The organism is Pseudomonas sp. BF-B-26, assembly GCF_019956495.1.
Classification (GTDB): domain Bacteria; phylum Pseudomonadota; class Gammaproteobacteria; order Pseudomonadales; family Pseudomonadaceae; genus Aquipseudomonas.
On the sequence record NZ_JAHBDP010000066.1, the window covers coordinates 40,759 to 59,413 of the forward strand.

At 56.9% G+C, this 18,655-nt stretch carries 12 protein-coding genes and 1 pseudogene; 12 read left to right on the forward strand and 1 reads right to left on the reverse strand.

All coding sequences use genetic code 11. The annotated features are described in order from the left end of the window. Position 1 precedes the first annotated feature (1 nt). The 4 genes from KGB03_RS11470 (at position 2) to KGB03_RS11485 (ending at position 6,829) form a co-directional block, all read left to right on the forward strand. Positions 2–1,153, forward strand: a complete 1,152-nt coding sequence (locus KGB03_RS11470) for an MFS transporter (RefSeq protein WP_223527107.1) — start codon at positions 2–4, stop codon at positions 1,151–1,153. Positions 1,154–2,314: 1,161 nt separating this feature from the next. Beyond that, complete coding sequence (locus KGB03_RS11475; RefSeq protein ID WP_192407872.1) at positions 2,315–2,863, forward strand: Hsp20/alpha crystallin family protein; 549 nt, start codon at positions 2,315–2,317, stop codon at positions 2,861–2,863. A 160-nt stretch (positions 2,864–3,023) separates the two neighbouring features. Continuing rightward, positions 3,024–4,847: an ATP-dependent zinc metalloprotease FtsH gene (gene ftsH / locus KGB03_RS11480; RefSeq protein ID WP_223527108.1), complete on the forward strand. Its 1,824-nt coding sequence runs from the start codon at positions 3,024–3,026 to the stop codon at positions 4,845–4,847. Positions 4,848–5,020: 173 nt separating this feature from the next. Further along, a complete protein-coding gene (locus KGB03_RS11485; protein WP_218537185.1) occupies positions 5,021–6,829 on the forward strand; it encodes a DAHL domain-containing protein in 1,809 nt (602 codons plus the stop codon). A gap of 106 nt (positions 6,830–6,935) precedes the next feature. Here the strand turns inward: KGB03_RS11485 and KGB03_RS11490 are convergent. Beyond that, a pseudogene (locus KGB03_RS11490) lies at positions 6,936–7,124 on the reverse strand (arginine-ornithine antiporter); the annotation flags it as partial. A gap of 387 nt (positions 7,125–7,511) precedes the next feature. Between KGB03_RS11490 and arcD the strand changes: the two are divergent. The 8 genes from arcD (at position 7,512) to KGB03_RS11530 (ending at position 18,654) form a co-directional block, all read left to right on the forward strand. Continuing rightward, positions 7,512–8,939: an arginine-ornithine antiporter gene (gene arcD / locus KGB03_RS11495; protein WP_223527109.1), complete on the forward strand. Its 1,428-nt coding sequence runs from the start codon at positions 7,512–7,514 to the stop codon at positions 8,937–8,939. Between the two features lie 35 nt (positions 8,940–8,974). After that, complete coding sequence (gene arcA, locus KGB03_RS11500; RefSeq protein WP_223527110.1) at positions 8,975–10,231, forward strand: arginine deiminase; 1,257 nt, start codon at positions 8,975–8,977, stop codon at positions 10,229–10,231. An 82-nt stretch (positions 10,232–10,313) separates the two neighbouring features. Then, entirely contained in the window at positions 10,314–11,324 is a 1,011-nt protein-coding gene (locus KGB03_RS11505; protein ID WP_111449876.1) for an ornithine carbamoyltransferase, read from the forward strand. 179 nt (positions 11,325–11,503) lie between these two features. Beyond that, entirely contained in the window at positions 11,504–12,433 is a 930-nt protein-coding gene (gene arcC / locus KGB03_RS11510; RefSeq protein WP_111449877.1) for a carbamate kinase, read from the forward strand. A 63-nt stretch (positions 12,434–12,496) separates the two neighbouring features. After that, a complete protein-coding gene (locus KGB03_RS11515; protein ID WP_218537187.1) occupies positions 12,497–12,859 on the forward strand; it encodes a DUF5064 family protein in 363 nt (120 codons plus the stop codon). Positions 12,860–12,943: 84 nt separating this feature from the next. Next, positions 12,944–14,134, forward strand: a complete 1,191-nt coding sequence (locus KGB03_RS11520; protein WP_223527111.1) for a cation:proton antiporter — start codon at positions 12,944–12,946, stop codon at positions 14,132–14,134. A 225-nt stretch (positions 14,135–14,359) separates the two neighbouring features. Continuing rightward, on the forward strand, positions 14,360–15,448 hold the full coding sequence (locus KGB03_RS11525; RefSeq protein WP_309140072.1) for an efflux RND transporter periplasmic adaptor subunit: 1,089 nt from the start codon (positions 14,360–14,362) through the stop codon (positions 15,446–15,448). Then, a complete protein-coding gene (locus KGB03_RS11530) occupies positions 15,445–18,654 on the forward strand; it encodes an efflux RND transporter permease subunit (protein ID WP_223527113.1) in 3,210 nt (1,069 codons plus the stop codon). The genes KGB03_RS11525 and KGB03_RS11530 overlap by 4 nt, the downstream gene beginning before the upstream one ends. Position 18,655: the final 1 nt, after the last annotated feature.

The window sequence follows — 18,655 nt, forward strand, 5'->3', positions numbered from 1 at the left end:
TATGAATGCTCCATCGCCCGTGTTGGTACCCACGGCTAACCACAGCGAGCGGATGTCTACACGCATCGCCTTCCTTATCGCGGGTTTACTCATGTCCGCATGGGCGCCTCTGGTCCCATTGGTTAAAGCCCGCGCTGGCCTGGACGATGGCGGCCTGGGGTTGTTGCTGCTTGGCCTGGGCGGTGGATCTATCGTGGCCATGCCCTTCGCTGGTTATCTCACTGCACACTATGGATGCCGACCGGTCGTAATCTGGGCGACGATTGTCTTGTGTGCCCTTCTTCCGCTATTGAGCACCGTGGCGTGGCTGCCGGGCCTGGTGATCGCGGTCATTCTCTTCGGCGCCAGCATGGGCATGCTGGATTGCGCCATGAACATTCAGTCCGTCATTGTCGAAAAAAACAGCGGCCAGGCACTTCAGTCCGGCTTCCATGGCCTGTACAGCGTCGGAGGCATAGTGGGCGCCGGGGCGATGACTGCTTTATTGACCTTCGGGCTGGATCCATTGGTTGCGGCGCTTTGTATCGTTGCCGCCGTTCTGGGATCGCTTTACAAGGCAGCGCCGGCTTTGCTGGCTTACGGCACTGAACGGGGTGGACCCATGTTCGCGTTGCCCAGGGGTATCGTGCTGTTTTTAGGGGCGCTCTGTTTCATCGTCTTCCTCACTGAAGGTGCAATCCTCGACTGGAGCGCGGTTTTCCTTGTCTCGAACCGAGGGTTAGAGCCAAGCATCGCCGGCTTGGGCTACGCATCCTTCGCCGCAGCGATGACGGCGGGCCGCCTGACAGGCGATGCCATCGTCAGCAAACTAGGCGGCGTGCGCGTCGTTGCGCTTGGCGGACTCTGCGCAGCCGCTGGCATGATCGTGTCGCTTGGAATCGACGGCTGGGCCGCATCCTTGATTGGCTACGCTCTGGTCGGTGCCGGCTGCTCAAACATTGTCCCGGTGCTCTTTACTGCCGTAGGCCGTCAGCAACGTATGCCACAGGCCGTCGCTATCCCCGCTGTCATCTCGATGGGCTACACGGGGATTCTGATAGGACCCGTATTTATCGGGGCGGTCGCCCATCTGAGTACCTTGTCATTTGCTCTGGGCTGCGTGAGTGTTTTGCTGGTTTTTGTCAGTGCGACAGCTCGATTACTTCGCAATTAACCGGATCTTTTCAGAGGTAAAGGTCATGCTGTTACCCCGAACAGAACGGGACTTCAAGATTCTCGGACACGCTGCCAGACATCAATAGAACTCGAAATACGTCAAATTAGCGGACATTGCCTCCGCCATATTTGTACCGATAGAGCCCTGATTATTCAGGGCTTTGTCGTTTCTGGGGCTTGGCGAAATATCCGCCGATCTGTATGTATTCCATAGCTTTTCTGGAAGCGTTCCATAACTCGGCCCGTTTTCGACCTCTTCCGGCGTCCTGCCGATCGAGCACCCTCCAAAATCCCACAGCTCGTCGTCGCACCCTCGCCCGACCGTCTCGCCTCGATTGCTGCCTATATAAACAGTCCCAACAAGACATGACCGTGGCCCCTCTCGACATCGAAGACACCAGTGACTGGCTTGGATGCCCGACTGAACCTGAAGCCTGCCGCCATTACCTGAGCAAGCTGGAGAATGAAATGCAGGAACTGACACTGCAATTACGCCAGGCCCGGGGCGGATCGAAGTACGAAGATCTATTCCGAAGTGATCGATTTCCTCGAACGACTCGACAAGCTTCCAGATCGCTCATTGGTGGCGCGGCGCAATAAGGAAACATTGTAATCGTAGGTCGATATCAACGGCATTGGCCCCTCGTTCCGAGCCATCTCAAGCCATTGCCTTGTTCGCTCAACGTCAAAGAATTCGTTCTTGAACTTCATCTTCGCGACAAGGTTCGCTGAGACCCTGAAGTGTCCACATCCGGCCGAGCATTTGACCTCGGACCAGCATCCTGTCGCGTGAACAATTTTAGCCGCAGCCTGGCAAATCAAGCATTGCATGTCCGATCTCCATTTCGATGACTTACCTACTGTAGCCGAACATCGGCCAAGGCTCTCCCCATTCTCACTGGAACAGTTTTAACTGGTGATCAGACAGGCTGGACTCCTGCAGATTGGGTTACGCAGAAGGTGCGAAACTTTCCCCGTCTTCGCACTTCGGTGCGCGCAAGTTCTCGAAAAAAGACGGCTCGCCGTCAGCAACCGACTGTTGGTCGGTCTGGCGGTCGCAGGAATACTAACCTTTTAAGGTAAGGCCTGAATTTGTCGTGGTGGACCGGTCTCCGAGTTGCTCCCGGCCCACCGCAGTACTCGAGAGGAGGTATGAAAAATGGCCAATTTCGAGAAGAAAATGCCGGTGCAGACCGACGATGAAAAAACCAATCAGCAACCGACGGCTACATCAGACCCTTGGCGTCCTCTGGAAAAACTGCGCCAGCAGGTCGATCACCTGTTCGAAGACTTCAATCGTGGCTCGGGTCTAACGCCTTTCCGGCGAGGACTGTTCGATGTCGAACCGTTCTGGAGTCGGGAATTTATCGGGCGCAGCCTGCCTGCGGTGGACATTACCGAGAAAGATGAAAGCTTCGAAATCACCGCCGAATTGCCAGGCATGGATCAGGAGAATATCGACATCCAATTGTCCAACGGCAATTTGATCATCAAGGGTGAAAAGAAAGAGGACAAGGAAGAAAAAAGAAAAGGCTATCACGTGTCAGAGCGTCATTATGGCGCCTTCGAGCGGGCGTTCAGCCTGCCAAAAGGTGTCGATACCGACAAGATCGAAGCAAATTTCAGCAAAGGCGTGCTGAGTATTTCACTGCCGAAAAAACCCGAAGCCATGAAAGCGGACAAAAAGGTGCAAATCAAATCCAGCTGAATCCAAGACAGCCCTTCACGCCAGAAAAGCCCTTTGTCGGGAAGCCGGCACGGGGCTTTTTTGGCGTAGTCTAAAAGTAACCGGGCGGGCGCGGTTAATGCCAGGCGGCGCGGCTCGTTTTGAACGACCTGCGTTCTCATGCTGATGCTGAGCCAAGGCCATGAAAAAGAATGACCAGTGGAATCTGTCCTACTTCGCGATCGTTTTTATCGTGCTGAGTCTCATGCAGATATTCTTTGGCGAGCGCCAGACGGTGCAGCCCCTCCCGTACAGCCAGTTTCTGCAATTGTTGAACGAGCAGAAAGTCAGTGATTTGCAGGTCGATAAGGACCAGATCAGCGGCAAGTTGCAAGAGCCCATCAACGGACACGATCGATTCTCCACCGTGCGGGTCGATCCGGCGCTGGCGACAGAACTCTCTCAATCGGGCGCCAGTTTTACCGGAGTTACCGAAAACACTTTTATGAACAGCCTGTTGGGCTGGCTATTGCCGTTTGTCCTGATTATGGTCTTCTGGAATTTCCTGTTTCGCAGGATGGCGGACAAACAAGGCCTTGGCGGTTTGATGAATGTCGGCAAATCCCGGGCCAGGGTGTTTGTCGAACGCGACACCGGAGTGACCTTCGCCGATGTCGCCGGCATCGACGAAGCCAAGGCCGAGCTGGTGGAAATCGTCTCGTTTCTCAAAGACAAGCAACGATACGCACGCTTGGGTGCGCACATTCCCAAGGGCACCTTGCTGGTCGGCCCGCCCGGCACCGGCAAGACGCTGGTGGCCAAAGCCATCGCCGGTGAAGCCGGTGTGCCGTTTTTCTCGATCTCCGGCTCCGAGTTCGTCGAGATGTTCGTCGGGGTCGGTGCAGCACGGGTCCGCGACCTCTTCGAACAGGCACGGCAGGCAGCACCCTGCATCATCTTCATCGATGAACTCGATGCGCTGGGCAAGATGCGCGGCGTCGGAACGTTGGGCGGCAATGACGAAAAAGAACAGACCCTCAACCAGTTACTGGCCGAGCTGGATGGCTTCGATCCCCGCGAGGGCGTGGTGTTGCTGGCCGCGACCAACCGCCCGGAGGTCCTTGACCCGGCGTTGTTGCGGGCCGGGCGCTTTGATCGGCAGATTCTGATCGACCGCCCCGACCGCAAAGGTCGGGAAGCAATCCTCAGCGTTCATCTCAAGAAAGTCACCGTGGAGCCAGGGCTTGATGGCGCACGTATCGCCGAGATCACCACCGGTTTCACCGGCGCCGACCTGGCCAATCTGGTTAACGAAGCGGCCATCGTCGCCACCCGACGCGGCGCCGAGGCGGTCGGTCTGAATGATTTCACCGCAGCGGTAGAGCGCCTCATCGCGGGGCTCGAGCGCAAGAGCAGCCTGCTCGATCCTGACGAGCGTCGGGTGGTGGCCTATCACGAGATGGGGCATGCCCTGGCCGCCAGCACGCTGCCGGCGATGGACCCGGTGCATAAAGTGTCGATCGTGCCCCGCGCCATCGGCTCGCTCGGCTATACCCTGCAACGACCGACCGAGGATCACTTCCTGATCAGTTGCCAGACGCTCAAGGACCGGATTGTCGTGCTAATGGCCGGGCGTGCCGCCGAAGACCTGATCTATGGCCAGATCTCCACCGGTGCCGCCGATGATCTTGTCCGCGCGACCGATATCGCCCGGCAACTGATCACCCGGTTCGGCATGAGCGCCGAACTCGGACAATCGGTGCTGGAGCGGCAAAACGCAACGTACCTGGGAGACCGCATGGCCACGGTGGGCGAGAAGGATTACTCGGAGCAGACCGCCCGCGAAATCGACCTGGGTATCCGCGCCCTGCTCGATGAAGCCTACCAACGGGCCAAGGCATTGCTGGAGAGTCGTCGGACCGACCTGGATGAGGGGGCCCGCCTGTTGCTGGAAAAGGAAACCCTCACACCGGAGGAATTCCCGCCTCTGCTACCCGCTGCAGCAAAGCGCGACGAGCCTGATTGAGGCGATAGCGGCGCTGATAGCGCATTCGGTGTTTTTTTCAACGGTGTCTGCCAACAACGCTAGGCTTACAAACAATGTGGTGATGGTCGCCATTTTGCAGGGAGCGCAAAAATGGAAATTATTAACCGTCGGCAAATCCTCTCTCTCAAGTTGGCCCAGGGAGGAATGCCGCAATGACGCTTTCCAATCATTACAAATGGACGGCCTTGGGCGCCATTGCGCTGACCCTTTTCAGCGTACTTGTATTTTTGCTGATCAAATCCTATTCCTATGACACATCGACCTACTTCGAGTCGCGCGACTTCGTTCGCCAACTCAAGCAGTTCGATGCCAATTGGAACGTGAAAATTCTTAGAGCAAAAATCGGTATAAACAACAATCTGCTTCTGGTGCCACATCCTGAAGCAGAGCAACGATGGCAGCATCTCGATGACCTTAACGCTGCCGGCCCGCTTTCGACACTTTGGCAATCCCGGCGCCAGGGTTATCTGGATGCGGTGGAAAACAAAACCCGATTGGTCGAGCAATTCAAACAGCACAACACGGCATTGCGAACCTCACTGGATGCCCTGCCTGAACAAGAAAATGACATTCAGGCATTACTGGACAATAACAACAATCAGGATTTAACCACCGCCTCAAACGTATTCAATCTCATGCTGGCAACCGTCGAGTACGCCCTCTATGTATCCCATGACAAAGCCGACGAGATCGCCCATCAACTGAACAAGCTCAACGAACACATCGATCAAATGCCATTGGATCGGCGCCAGCCTTTTACTGCATTTGTCGAGCATGTAAACGCCATCGTTCGAGAGCAGCCCATTGTCAATGACCTGCTTGATCGCATCAGTGTGATTCCGGTCGCACAGCAACTGGACAGCCTCAACGAATTATTGAACGAGACACAACGGCGCACTGGCGCAACAGACCACCAATATCACCTTTATCTCGGAATATGCGCCGGCATCATGGCGTTGCTGTTGTTGTACCTGGCGGCCCGGCTGGTTCGCAGTTATGCCGTGATCAACAAGATGAACAACGAGTTACAGACGGCAAACGAGCGGTTGGAGCAACGCGTCGAGGAACGCACCCGCGAGTTGATCGAAGCCGAGCGCGAACTGGTCGATGCCGCGCGAATGGCCGGCATGGCAGAGATCGCAACCAATGTGTTGCATAACGTCGGCAATGTGCTGAACAGCGTTAATGTCTCGGCAGATTTGATCACGCGCAAATTAGCGGTCAGCAAAACCCTGGGCCTGGGTAAAGCGGTAAACATGATGAACGAGCATGCCGAAGACCTGGGGCAGTTCATGACCTTCGATGAAAAAGGCAAACTGCTGCGCGGTTACCTCAATCAACTGGTCGATTCCATTGCGGCTGAGCAATCGAGCATCGTTGAGGAACTGTCACAACTCAGCAAAAGCATCGATCACATCAAGGACATCGTTTCCACTCAGCAGGCTTATGCCGGCGCCGCCAGGCTGGTCGAGCCGTTGAACGTCGTCGATCTGTTCGAGGATGCGTTACGCATGAATTCCGGTGCGCTGAGTCGCCACCATGTCGTCGTCACCAAGGACTACCAGGACACGCCGACGATCATCGGCGACAAACACCGACTGCTGTTGATCCTGATCAACCTGATCAGCAATGCCAAATATGCAATGTCCAAGGTCAGCGATCATCAGCGCCATATGACGCTGGGCGTCAAGATTGTCGATAACGCAACACTGCGCCTCAGCGTAGAAGATCAGGGCGAAGGGATCGCTGCCGAGAACATCACCCGCATCTTTAATCACGGTTTCACCACGCGCAAGGAAGGCCACGGTTTTGGCCTGCACAGTTGTGCACTCGCAGCGGTAGAGATGAACGGGCATCTTTGCGTGCATAGCGACGGACCAGGCCACGGAGCGGTTTTTACGCTGGAGATTCCGCTGGAGACGGCGCATGCATTGCCGACCGCCGGAATGCCAGTCAGTTAAGCGCAGTACTTGTGGGAGCGGGCTTGCTCGCGAAGAGGGTGTGTCAGCCGACATCAATGTTGCCTGATACACCGCCTTCGCGAGCAAGCCCGCTCCCACAGGGATTAAGCGTCTGAAAGACGAAGGCCAGGGTCAGCATGCCAACGGCCGTGATTGCCCAGCCGATCAATATCGCGCCAGCATCGGCTTTCTCGGCCATATTCTGCGGCAAGGAAAAGATCCCACCGCCAATCATCGACCCCACCACTAAGGCAATCAGCGCATTCAAACGAAGTTTTTGCGTCGGCTGGGACATTTTTTGCGCCTCACTTCAATTCATAGTCGATATTAACCGACCAACAAAGCGTAATAGCGGTTACCCATTAACACCAGGCAGTGTCTTTTTTATAACTTATCGCGATGAAAACGAGTGACAACATAGTAATTTCATCCTTAATTGTTAACACTTAATCTGCCTCTCCCAAAACATAAAATTAAATTTGCCAAAACCCTGAAACCAACTAGCGTCAAGTCACCAATTATTTTTTTCTGCCTGATTTAAAACGCTTATAGCAACAACATCGAGCACAGCCTTACAACCATAAGTCTTTAAATAACAACAAACTATGAGAATGCATTACACCCACGTAAACATTGGCTAACAAAACTAAGTGTTGTCTCTCCCTCGAAATGGAGTCATGCAATGTCTGAATCCCCCGGAAAACTGAAACTCGGCGCTCTGGTTGCTTTGGTCGTCGGCTCAATGATCGGTGGCGGGATCTTTTCCCTGCCGCAGAACATGGCCGCCAGTGCTGACGTCGGCGCCGTTCTGATCGGTTGGGCCATTACGGCCGTCGGCATGCTGACCCTGGCCTTTGTCTTCCAGACCCTGGCCAACCGCAAGCCGGATCTGGACGGCGGTGTTTACGCCTACGCCAAGGCGGGTTTCGGCGACTACATGGGTTTCTCGTCTGCCTGGGGATACTGGATCAGTGCCTGGCTGGGAAACGTCGGCTACTTTGTTTTGCTGTTCAGCACCCTCGGTTACTTCTTCCCGATCTTCGGTGAAGGCAACACGGTGGCGGCGATAATCGGTGCGTCGGTGCTGCTCTGGGCCGTGCACTTCCTCGTGCTGCGCGGGATCAAGGAAGCCGCATTCATCAACCTGGTCACCACGGTCGCCAAGGTCGTACCGCTGCTACTGTTTGTGCTGATCGCGATTTTCGCCTTCAAACTGAACATCTTCACCGCCGACATCTGGGGATTGAAAAACCCGGACCTGGGCAGTGTGATGAATCAGGTGCGCAAAATGATGCTGGTCACCGTCTGGGTGTTCATCGGTATCGAAGGCGCGAGCATCTTCTCGGCCCGGGCGGAAACACGCAGCGACGTCGGTAAAGCCACCGTGATCGGTTTCATCACTGTGCTGCTGTTTCTGGTGCTGGTGAACGTGCTGTCGCTGGGCATCATGACCCAGCCGGAACTGGCCAAACTGCAGAACCCGTCGATGGCCGCGGTGCTGGAACATGTGGTCGGGCCGTGGGGGGCAGTGCTGATCAGCGTCGGTCTGATCATCTCCTTGCTGGGGGCCCTGCTGTCCTGGGTGCTGCTGTGTGCGGAAATCATGTTCGCTGCCGCCAGGGACCACACCATGCCGGCGTTTTTGCGCAAGGAAAATGCCAACCAGGTGCCAGTCAATGCCTTGTGGCTGACCAACGCGATGGTGCAGCTGTTCCTGATCATCACCCTGTTCTCGGCCAGCACTTACCTGTCGCTGATCTACCTCGCCACCTCGATGATTCTGGTGCCGTATCTGTGGTCCGCGGCTTATGCCTTTCTGCTGGCAGTGCGCGGCGAAACCTATGAAAAAGCCGTGGCAGAACGCAAGAAAGACCTGTTCATCGGCGCCGTTGCATTGATTTACGCGGTTTGGCTGATCTATGCCGGCGGCGTCAAATATTTGCTGCTCTCCGCCCTGCTCTATGCCCCCGGCGCGATTCTTTTTGCCAAGGCTAAACTTGAAGTCAATAAACCGGTTTTCACCAACGTCGAGAAGTTGATTTTCGCAGCAGTCGTCGTGGGTGCCCTGGTCGCAGCCTACGGACTGTATGACGGCTTCCTGACCCTGTAACACCTGAGTGTTTTGTCATCTGGAGGATCACTGTAATGACCACCGAAAAAGTTAAGTACGGCGTCCATTCCGAAGCCGGCAAACTGCGTAAAGTCATGGTTTGCTCTCCAGGCCTGGCTCACCAGCGGCTGACCCCGAACAACTGTGACGAACTGCTGTTCGACGATGTGTTGTGGGTCGCCCAAGCCAAGCGCGACCATTTCGACTTCGTCACCAAAATGCGCGAGCGCAACGTCGACGTGCTGGAAATGCACAACCTGCTGACCGATATCGTCGCCATCCCGGAAGCGTTGGACTGGATTCTGGAACGCAAGATCACCGCCGACTCGGTTGGGTTGGGATTGATCAACGAAACCGGTTCCTGGCTGCGCAGCCTCGAGCCGCGCAAGATTGCCGAGTTCCTGATTGGCGGGGTGTCTGCTGACGACCTGCCGGACAGCTTCGGCGGCAAGACCATCCAGATGTTCCGCGATTTTCTCGGGCACTCCAGCTTCATCCTCCCGCCGCTGCCCAACACCCAGTTCACCCGCGATACCACGTGCTGGATTTACGGCGGTGTGACGCTGAACCCGATGTACTGGCCGGCCCGCCGTCAGGAAACCCTGCTGACGACGGCCATCTACAAGTTCCATCCGCAGTTCACCAACGCCGACTTCCAGATATGGTATGGCGATCCGGACAAGGAGCACGGCAGTTCCACCCTGGAAGGGGGTGACGTCATGCCGATTGGTAACGGGGTGGTTTTGATCGGTATGGGCGAACGCTCGTCTCGTCAGGCTATCGGCCAACTGGCAGTCAATTTGTTCAAGAACAAAGCCGTCGAGAAAGTGATTGTCGCCGGCCTGCCGAAATCCCGTGCGGCGATGCACCTGGACACGGTGTTCAGTTTCTGCGACCGCGATGTGGTGACCATCTTCCCGGAAGTGGTGAACCAGATTGTGGCCTTCACCCTTCGCCCTGACGAAAGCAAACCGGGGAACATCGACATCCGTCGCGAAGAGACCAACTTCCTCGACACCGTGGCCAAAGCCCTTAACCTCAAAGCATTGCGCGTGGTGGAAACCGGCGGCAACAGCTTCGCCGCCGAACGCGAGCAGTGGGATGACGGCAACAACGTGGTGGCCGTGGAACCAGGCGTGGTCATCGGTTATGACCGCAACACCTACACCAACACCCTGCTGCGCAAGGCCGGTGTGGAAGTCATCACCATCAGCGCCGGCGAATTGGGCCGCGGCCGTGGCGGCGGCCACTGCATGACGTGCCCGATCATTCGTGACCCTATCGACTATTAAAATGGCCCACCTCGACTCGCGCTGCCTTCTACACCAAGGCATGCGCGGCCAAGGGGATAACCGACACCTAAGGAGATCCAAAATGGCTTTCAACATGCGCAACCGCAGCCTGCTCTCGCTGATGCACCATACGACTCGCGAGTTGCACTATTTGCTGGACCTTTCCCGCGACCTCAAACGCGCCAAGTACACCGGCACCGAGCGTCCGCACCTGCAAGGCAAGAACATTGCACTGATCTTCGAGAAAACCTCGACGCGCACCCGTTGTGCCTTCGAAGTCGCGGCCCATGATCAGGGTGCCCACGTCACCTACATCGACCCCGTGTCGTCGCAGATCGGCCACAAGGAAAGCATGAAAGACACCGCCCGCGTGCTGGGGCGTATGTTCGATGCCATCGAGTACCGTGGCTTTGAACAGGAAATCGTCGAGGAGTTGGCCAAGTTTGCCGGCGTGCCGGTGTTCAACGGCCTGACCGCTGAATTCCACCCGACCCAAATGATCGCCGACACCCTGACCATGCGCGAACACAGCGACAAACCGCTGCACGACATCAGCTACGCTTACCTCGGTGACGCCCGCTACAACATGGGCAACTCGCTGCTGATGATCGGCGCCAAACTCGGCATGGACGTGCGAATCGGCGCGCCGAAAGCCCTGTGGCCACACGCTGACTTCATTGCCCAGTGCAAAGCCTTCGCCAAAGAAAGCGGCGCGCGCATTACCATCACCGAAGACCCGAAAGAAGCGGTCAAGGGCGTGGACTTCATCCACACCGACATTTGGGTGTCGATGGGTGAGCCAGTGGAGGCATGGGACGAACGCATCGAGCAACTGTTGCCGTACCAGGTCAACGCCGAGATGATGAAGGCCGCCGGCAACCCGCGCGTGAAATTCATGCATTGTTTGCCGGCGTTCCACAACAGCGAAACCAAGGTCGGCAAGGACATCGCCGCGCGCTATCCGCACCTGGCCAATGGCGTCGAGGTGACCGAAGAAGTCTTCGAATCGCCGGCCAACATCGCCTTCGAGCAAGCGGAAAATCGCATGCACACTATTAAGGCGATCCTGGTGTCGGCGTTGGCGGATATCTAAGGACCCATGCGGCTCCTCCTGCAGGAATACAAACCTTGTGGGAGCGAGCCTGCTCGCGAAGACGGACTTACATTCACCATTAATGTCGACTGATACACCGCTTTCGCGAGCAGGCTCGCTCCCACATTGACCGGGTTTCGACAGGGAGACCGAGTCACCTCATTTAGAAGGACTGCATTATGCGTATCGTCGTTGCTCTGGGCGGTAACGCCCTGCTCCGCCGTGGTGAGCCCATGACCGCGGATAACCAGCGCGCCAACATCCGCGTCGCCACCGAACAGATCGCCAAGATTTATGCCGGCAATGAACTGGTCATCGCCCACGGTAATGGCCCGCAAGTGGGCCTGTTGTCGCTGCAAGCCGCCGCCTACACCTCGGTTTCGCCGTACCCGCTGGACGTACTCGGCGCCGAAACCGAAGGCATGATCGGCTACATCATTGAACAGGAACTGGGCAATCTGCTGGACTTCGAAGTGCCCTTCGCCACCCTGCTCACTCAAGTCGAAGTCGATGCCAATGACCCGGCCTTCCAGAACCCCACCAAACCCATCGGCCCGGTCTACGCTAAAGCAGAGGCAGAAAAACTCGCGGCAGAGAAAGGCTGGGCGATTGCCCCGGATGGTGACAAGTTCCGCCGCGTAGTCGCCAGCCCGAGACCGAAACGCATCTTCGAAATACGCCCGATCAAATGGCTGCTGGAAAAAGGCAGCATCGTGATTTGCGCCGGCGGTGGCGGCATCCCGACGATGTACGGCGCCAGCGGCAAACTGCAGGGCGTGGAAGCGGTGATCGATAAAGACCTGTGCTCGGCGCTGCTGGCCGAACAGCTGGAAAGCGATCTGTTGGTGATCGCCACCGACGTCAACGCCGCCTACATCGACTTCGGCAAACCGACCCAAAAGGCCATCGCTCAGGCACACCCCGACGAAATGGAAAAACTCGGCTTCGCAGCAGGCTCCATGGGACCGAAGGTTCAGGCCGCCTGCGAGTTCGCCCGCCATACCGGAAAAGTCGCGGTGATCGGCTCACTCTCGGACATCGAGGCCATCGTTCAGGGCACGGCCGGCACCCGCATCAGCACAGCGAAACCTGGCATTAGCTACCAATAAAAGAACTCCGGGGACGGCCTGAAACCCGCCCTGATTCAATGCCTTTTTGAAGGAGAGACAACAATGGCTACCTTTGAGCCCGGTCATCTGCACATCGAGCGCCACGCGCTGAACAAGGACGATGTCAGTTACAACATATGCATCGACTATGAAGTCCACCAGGATCCCAAGGAAGGTAAAGGCATGCTGTTCACGATGCACGGCAGTATCCAGGGCCGGGAGATGGAAGAAAAATTCTTCCTGCCCAAGGACCAGGCCTACAACTTTGGTCGCAACGTCACGCAAATTGCAGAGAAGTACGGCATACCCAAGATGTACAGCGCCATCGGTTCAATGCATAAAAACTACGACTTGATGTTCGAAGATGTCAGGGTGCAGCTGGATATGAAGTCGGGGGACACGGTCAAACCCGAGCATCTGGAATAACCTGACTTTTCTGCGTTTTAAGCGCCGAGTCAGAAGGGCAATGATGCCATTGCCGTAGCATCAACCTGGACAAGCAGGTCATCGATGTATCAGAACTTAGCCCTGCTTGCCGCTTTCCTCCTGACCTACAGCCTATTTGCGGGGCGTTTCGAGTCACGTCTGCTCAATGGTCCGCTCATGTTCATGCTTGCCGGTCTGATTCTCGGCCCGGCGTTTCTGGGGATTCTCCAACCCCGGATTGACAAGGACGGCCTCAAGATCCTCGCAGAACTGACATTGGCGATTGTTCTCTTCAGCGATGCAGCCAACGCCGACCTCAAGGTTCTAAGAGCGCACGAAGGAGTGCCGCTGCGCTTGTTGATGATAGGGCTGCCACTGACCATGCTAAGTGGTTGGTTGGTCGGCATTTGGCTGTTCCCGCAGGTGCCCCTGGTGGAATTGGCAATACTGGCGACCCTTCTGGCGCCCACCGATGCTGCGCTGGGTAAGGCCGTTGTGAGCAATCCCAAGGTTTCGGCGTCCGTGCGTGAAGGGTTAAACGTGGAGAGCGGTTTGAATGATGGCATCTGCGTTCCAGTACTGTTGATGTTCCTGGCCCTGCTGGTCGAACAGCAGACGCAGTCACCCCTCTCGCTGGCCGTGGAGTTGATTGTCGAGGAGTTGGGCATCGGTGCAGTCATCGGTATCGCCCTTACGCTTATCGCCTGGCTGTTGCAGCGTCACTCCGAAAAACACCATTGGCAAACTCCCATGTGGTCACAACTGACACTGCCCGGGTTAGCCATTCTTTGCTTCGCCACAGCGCAAGCATTAGGCGGTAGCGGGTTTATCGCCGCGTTCGTCGGCGGGTTGTTCGCAAGCTATTTGTTTACCGAGCAAAAACATCACCTGCTTAAGGCCAGCGAAGAATTCGCCAGCCTGTTATCGGTCATTACCTGGGTCGTATTTGGCGCGCTGGTCATCCCTCGGGCCTGGAGCAGTCTTACCCTGAACATCTGGCTCTACGCAGTGCTCAGTCTGACCGTGATTCGCATACTGCCTGTGCTCATCAGCCTGGCAGGGACTCGTTTCGATTTCGAAACCCGCCTGTTCATCGGTTGGTTTGGCCCGCGAGGTCTGGCAAGTATCGTCTTTGCCGTGATGATATTGGACTTCCCTCTACAAGCCAGTCGTACCTTGGTGGCTACCGCTGTCTGTACCGTTTTACTCAGCGTGCTACTACATGGTTTGAGTGCCAATCCATGGGTTGCTCGGCTGGCTCGTCGTGATCATTGATTTCAGTGAAATTTTCCTCGGTTTATTAGTTCGCATTGTGAAGACATAGTGGCTACGCTTTTGTTCGAGTGACCTTTATGGAGTATGGGCATGGGCGCAAACATGAACGTTGTCAGACAGCTCGTCGGTTTGCCCATCGCCATTATGGTAGGGGTCTTAAGCCTGGTTGCAGGTTGCGGCAAAGAGCCCACTACGCTTGCCCGTCAAGCCCCCGATGTAACGGTCATGACGGTCACCGCGCGCAACACCCCGGTGACGTTCGAATTCGTTGCCCAAACACAGAGTTCCCGAGAGGTGGAGATCCGCGCCCGGGTTGCCGGCTTCCTGGAAAAGCGGCTGTACACCGAAGGCGATTTGGTGAAAAGCGGGCAAACGCTGTTCCAGATGGACCGTAAACCTTTTGAAGCCTCGTTGCTGTCGGCGCAGGGCCAATTGGCTCAACAACAGGCACGCTGGGAAGTGGCCAAGGCCACACTGGCCCGTGTCCGTCCCTTGGCGGCGCAGAATGCGGTCAGCAAGATGGATCTGGACAATGCGGTCGGCGATGAGCGTCAGACCCGGGCCGCCGTGCTTGCCGCCGAGGGCACGGTTCGAACCGAGCAGTTGAACCTCAGTTACACCACCATCGCCTCTCCCCTCACCGGCCTTTCAAGCTTTGCCAAAAAGCAGGAAGGCAGTTACGTCACACCAGGTGAGTCCGGGCTGCTGACCACCGTCTCACAGATGGACCCGATCTACGTCAACTTCAGTCTTTCGGAAAACGAGACGCTCAAGTACCGCGACGAGATTGCCTCCGGGCACCTCATATTCCCTTTGCGCAGTGAGTTTGTCGTTGAAGTGGTGCTGGCCGACGGGTCAGTGGTACCTGACCGTGGTCGCCTGAATTTTGCCGCACCCTCTTATAGCCAGGACACTGGCACCTTTCTGGTCCGCGCCGTGGTGGCCAACCCCAACGGCCAACTGCGTCCCGGCCAATTCGTACGGGCGCGGGCAATCGGAGCTTCCAGGCCGAACGCCATTGTGGTGCCGCAAAAGGCAGTTCTGGAGGGTTCCAAGAGCCACTTCGTCTGGGTGATCAATGCAGAGGGCAAGCCCGAACAACGCGTTGTCGAAGTGGGTGACTGGCATGGCGATGACTGGTTCATTACCCAAGGCTTGCAAGCGGGCGAACGCATAGTGGTCGACGGAGCGATCAGAGTGACGCCCGGAGGGCCGCTGAATATCATCGCCCCCGCTCCCCCCGCGCAGGCAGGCGAGACAACGGCGAAACCGACAGCTGCCAAATCGGCGCAAGACACTGGGCGCAGCCCATGAGCATTTCACACTATTGCATTGATCGCCCCATCTTCGCGTCGGTGATCTCGATCATCATCACCTTGGCTGGCGCAGTGGCGATGGCTAAATTGCCGGTCGCCCAGTACCCGGATATTACGCCACCGCAAATTACGGTTTCAGCAACCTACCCGGGGGCCGATGCACAGGTCGTGGCCAATAACGTGGCAGCGCCAATCGAGCAGCAGGTCAACGGCGCCGACAACATGATCTACATGAACTCGTCGAGCTCCGCGACGGGCAACATGACCCTCAACGTCTTCTTCGAGATTGGCACCGACCCTTCTCTTGCCCAGGTGGACGTGCAAAACCGGGTCAATCTGGCCCTGCCGCAATTGCCCTCCGCGGTTCAGAGCCAGGGTATTCAGGTACAGAAAAAATCCTCGGCGTTCATGATGGTTCTTGCCGTGTATTCTGCCGGCGACCGCTATGACAGCACCTATGTCGCCAACTACGCCAACCTCTACATTCTGGATGCGATCAAGCGTATTCCGGGCGCCAACCAAGCCAGTATTTTTGGCACACCGGACTACGCCATGCGGATCTGGCTCAAACCCGATCGAATGGCCCAGTTGGGGATTACTGCCGCTGACGTGCAGAAAGCGGTCACCAACCAGAACCAGCAATTCGCCGTAGGCCGTGTGGGTCAATCCCCGACGGGCCAGGCCGTGGAACAGTCTTTTGCCGTGACCACCAAGGGACGCCTGACTGAACCTGCGGAGTTCGAGAACATCATCTTGCGCGCGAGCAATGACGGGGCTGCCATTGTTCGTCTGAAGGACATTGGTCGAGCCGAGCTCGGGCAAAAAGACTACTCCCTGCGCAGCACCTATCAGGGACGTCCCGCCACATTGATCGCGGTGTACCAACAACCGGGGGCAAACGCGCTGGACGTCTCGGCGGCCGTGACGTCAACCCTGGCGCAAATGAAGACGACCTTTCCCGAAGGGATCGAATACAAAATCGTGATGGACACCACCGCGTTTACCCGCGCGTCGATTTCCGAGGTGATACACACCTTTTTCGAAGCGTTGGTGTTGGTGGTCGTGGTGGTTTTCATCTTCCTGCAGAGCCTGCGCGCCACACTGATCCCGGTGCTCGCCGTGCCGGTGTCGATTGTTGGCACCTTTATCGGCATGTCGGCCCTTGGGTTTTCGGTGAACATGCTGACGCTGTTTGGCATGGTGCTGGCCATCGGCATCGTGGTGGACGACGCCATCGTGGTGATTGAAAACGTCGAACGCAATATGCACGTGCACAAGATGAACCCCAAGGAGGCGGCCAAACGCGCCATGGATGAAGTGGCCGGTCCCGTGGTGGCCATCGTGCTGGTGCTGTGCGCGGTGTTCATCCCGGTGGCATTCATGGGGGGAATCACCGGCCAACTCTACAAACAGTTTGCGATTACCATCGCCATCTCCGTGGTGATCTCCGGCCTCGTGGCCTTGACACTTTCGCCGGCCTTGGCGGCCCTGCTGCTCAAGCCCCAACACGGCGAAAAAAACGCTTTTTTCCGCTGGTTCGAGCGCAGCTTCGAACGCATGACCGAGGGCTACTCACGCTCGGTGGCGTTTATGATCAAGCGCTTTGTCCTGGCGTTGTTACTCTTTGCCGGCATGATCGCTCTGATTCCGGTGATGGCGCAGCGCATTCCCAGTGCCTTCCTGCCACCGGAAGACCAGGGTTATCTGCTGGGGGCCGTGATCATGCCCGATGCCGCGAGTCTGGATCGCACCGGCGAGGTGGGCAAAGTAGCCAGTGACTTCTTCATGAACGATGAGGCCGTCGAGGGCGTCGCCATCGTTAACGGCTACAGCCTGCTCGACGGCCAGAACAAGAACAATGCCGGCGCCTTTTTCGTCGGGTTCAAGGATTTCGAGGAGCGCTACAAGGACTCGGAAACAATCAAGGCACAAAGTGCCCCTGCGGTGATTCAGAAAGCTGCCCGCGCCTTTTCCACGGTACAGGGCGGGATCATTCTTCCGGTCAATCCGCCATCCATTCCCGGCCTGGGCACTACAGGCGGCATGGAGGTATGGGTTCAAAGCAAGGGGGACGCCACCGTCGACCAATTGGCTGAGATGGTCGGCACCCTTGTCGCAAAAGCCAAACAGCGCCCGGAACTCGGCGCGATCACCTCCACCTTCAACGTGTTTTCCCGGCAACTGCTGGTCGACGTAGACCGAGAAAAGGCAGAGACGCTGGGGGTACCGGTGGAAGACGTCTACAGCACCATGCAAACCATGTTCGGCTCTCTCTATGTGTCTCAATTCAATAAATTCAGCCGCCTGTGGCAGGTGATTCTGCAGGCTGAACCGAGCTATCGGCTCAAGGCCGAAGACTTGCAGCAGATTTTCGTGCGCAGCAAAAACCTTGGGATGGTGCCGCTCAAGGCCCTGCTGACCACCCGCTACGTCACCGGTCCCGACCTGCTGACCCGTTTCAACAACTTCCCGGCGGTCAAACTCACTGCCAACGCGGCACCCGGCTACAGTTCCGGCCAAGCGCTCAAGGCCCTGGAAGAAATCAGCGCTGAAATCATGACCAACGACTACGCCCTGGCCTTGAGTGGCGAAGCCTTCGAGGAGAAAAAAAGCGGGGGAGCCTCCTCTCAGGTGTTCATCTTCGGCCTGATCATGGTGTTCCTGATCCTGGCGGCTCAGTACGAGAAATGGTCCCTGCCCGTCGGCGTATTGCTGGCGGTGCCCTTCGCATTGTTCGGTGCACTGCTTGCCGTTCTGATCCGGGGGTTAAGCAATGACGTTTACTTCCAGATCGGCTTGACCATGCTGGTGGCCCTGGCCGCCAAGAACGCCATCCTTATTTTCGAGTTCGCGGTACTGAACCGGGAAAACGGCATGTCCGCCTATGATGCTGCAATGACTGCCGCCAAGGAGCGCTTGCGGCCTATCGTGATGACGTCCCTGGCGTTCATTTTGGGTTGCGTTCCGCTGGCCATTGCCGTCGGGGCCTCCGAAAACAGTCGACACTCCATCGGTACAGGTGTGATCGGCGGGATGCTGGCGGCGACCGTCATCGCCATCTTCTTTATCCCTCTCTTCTACTACCTCGTTGAACGTTTGACTGAGAAAAAAGGCGCGGTCAAACAGACAACCCCGCCGCCTTCGTTAACGTCGCCCGGGGAGATTCCCGGCGGCGCCCCCCTGCACAGACATGAGGGGGATTGAG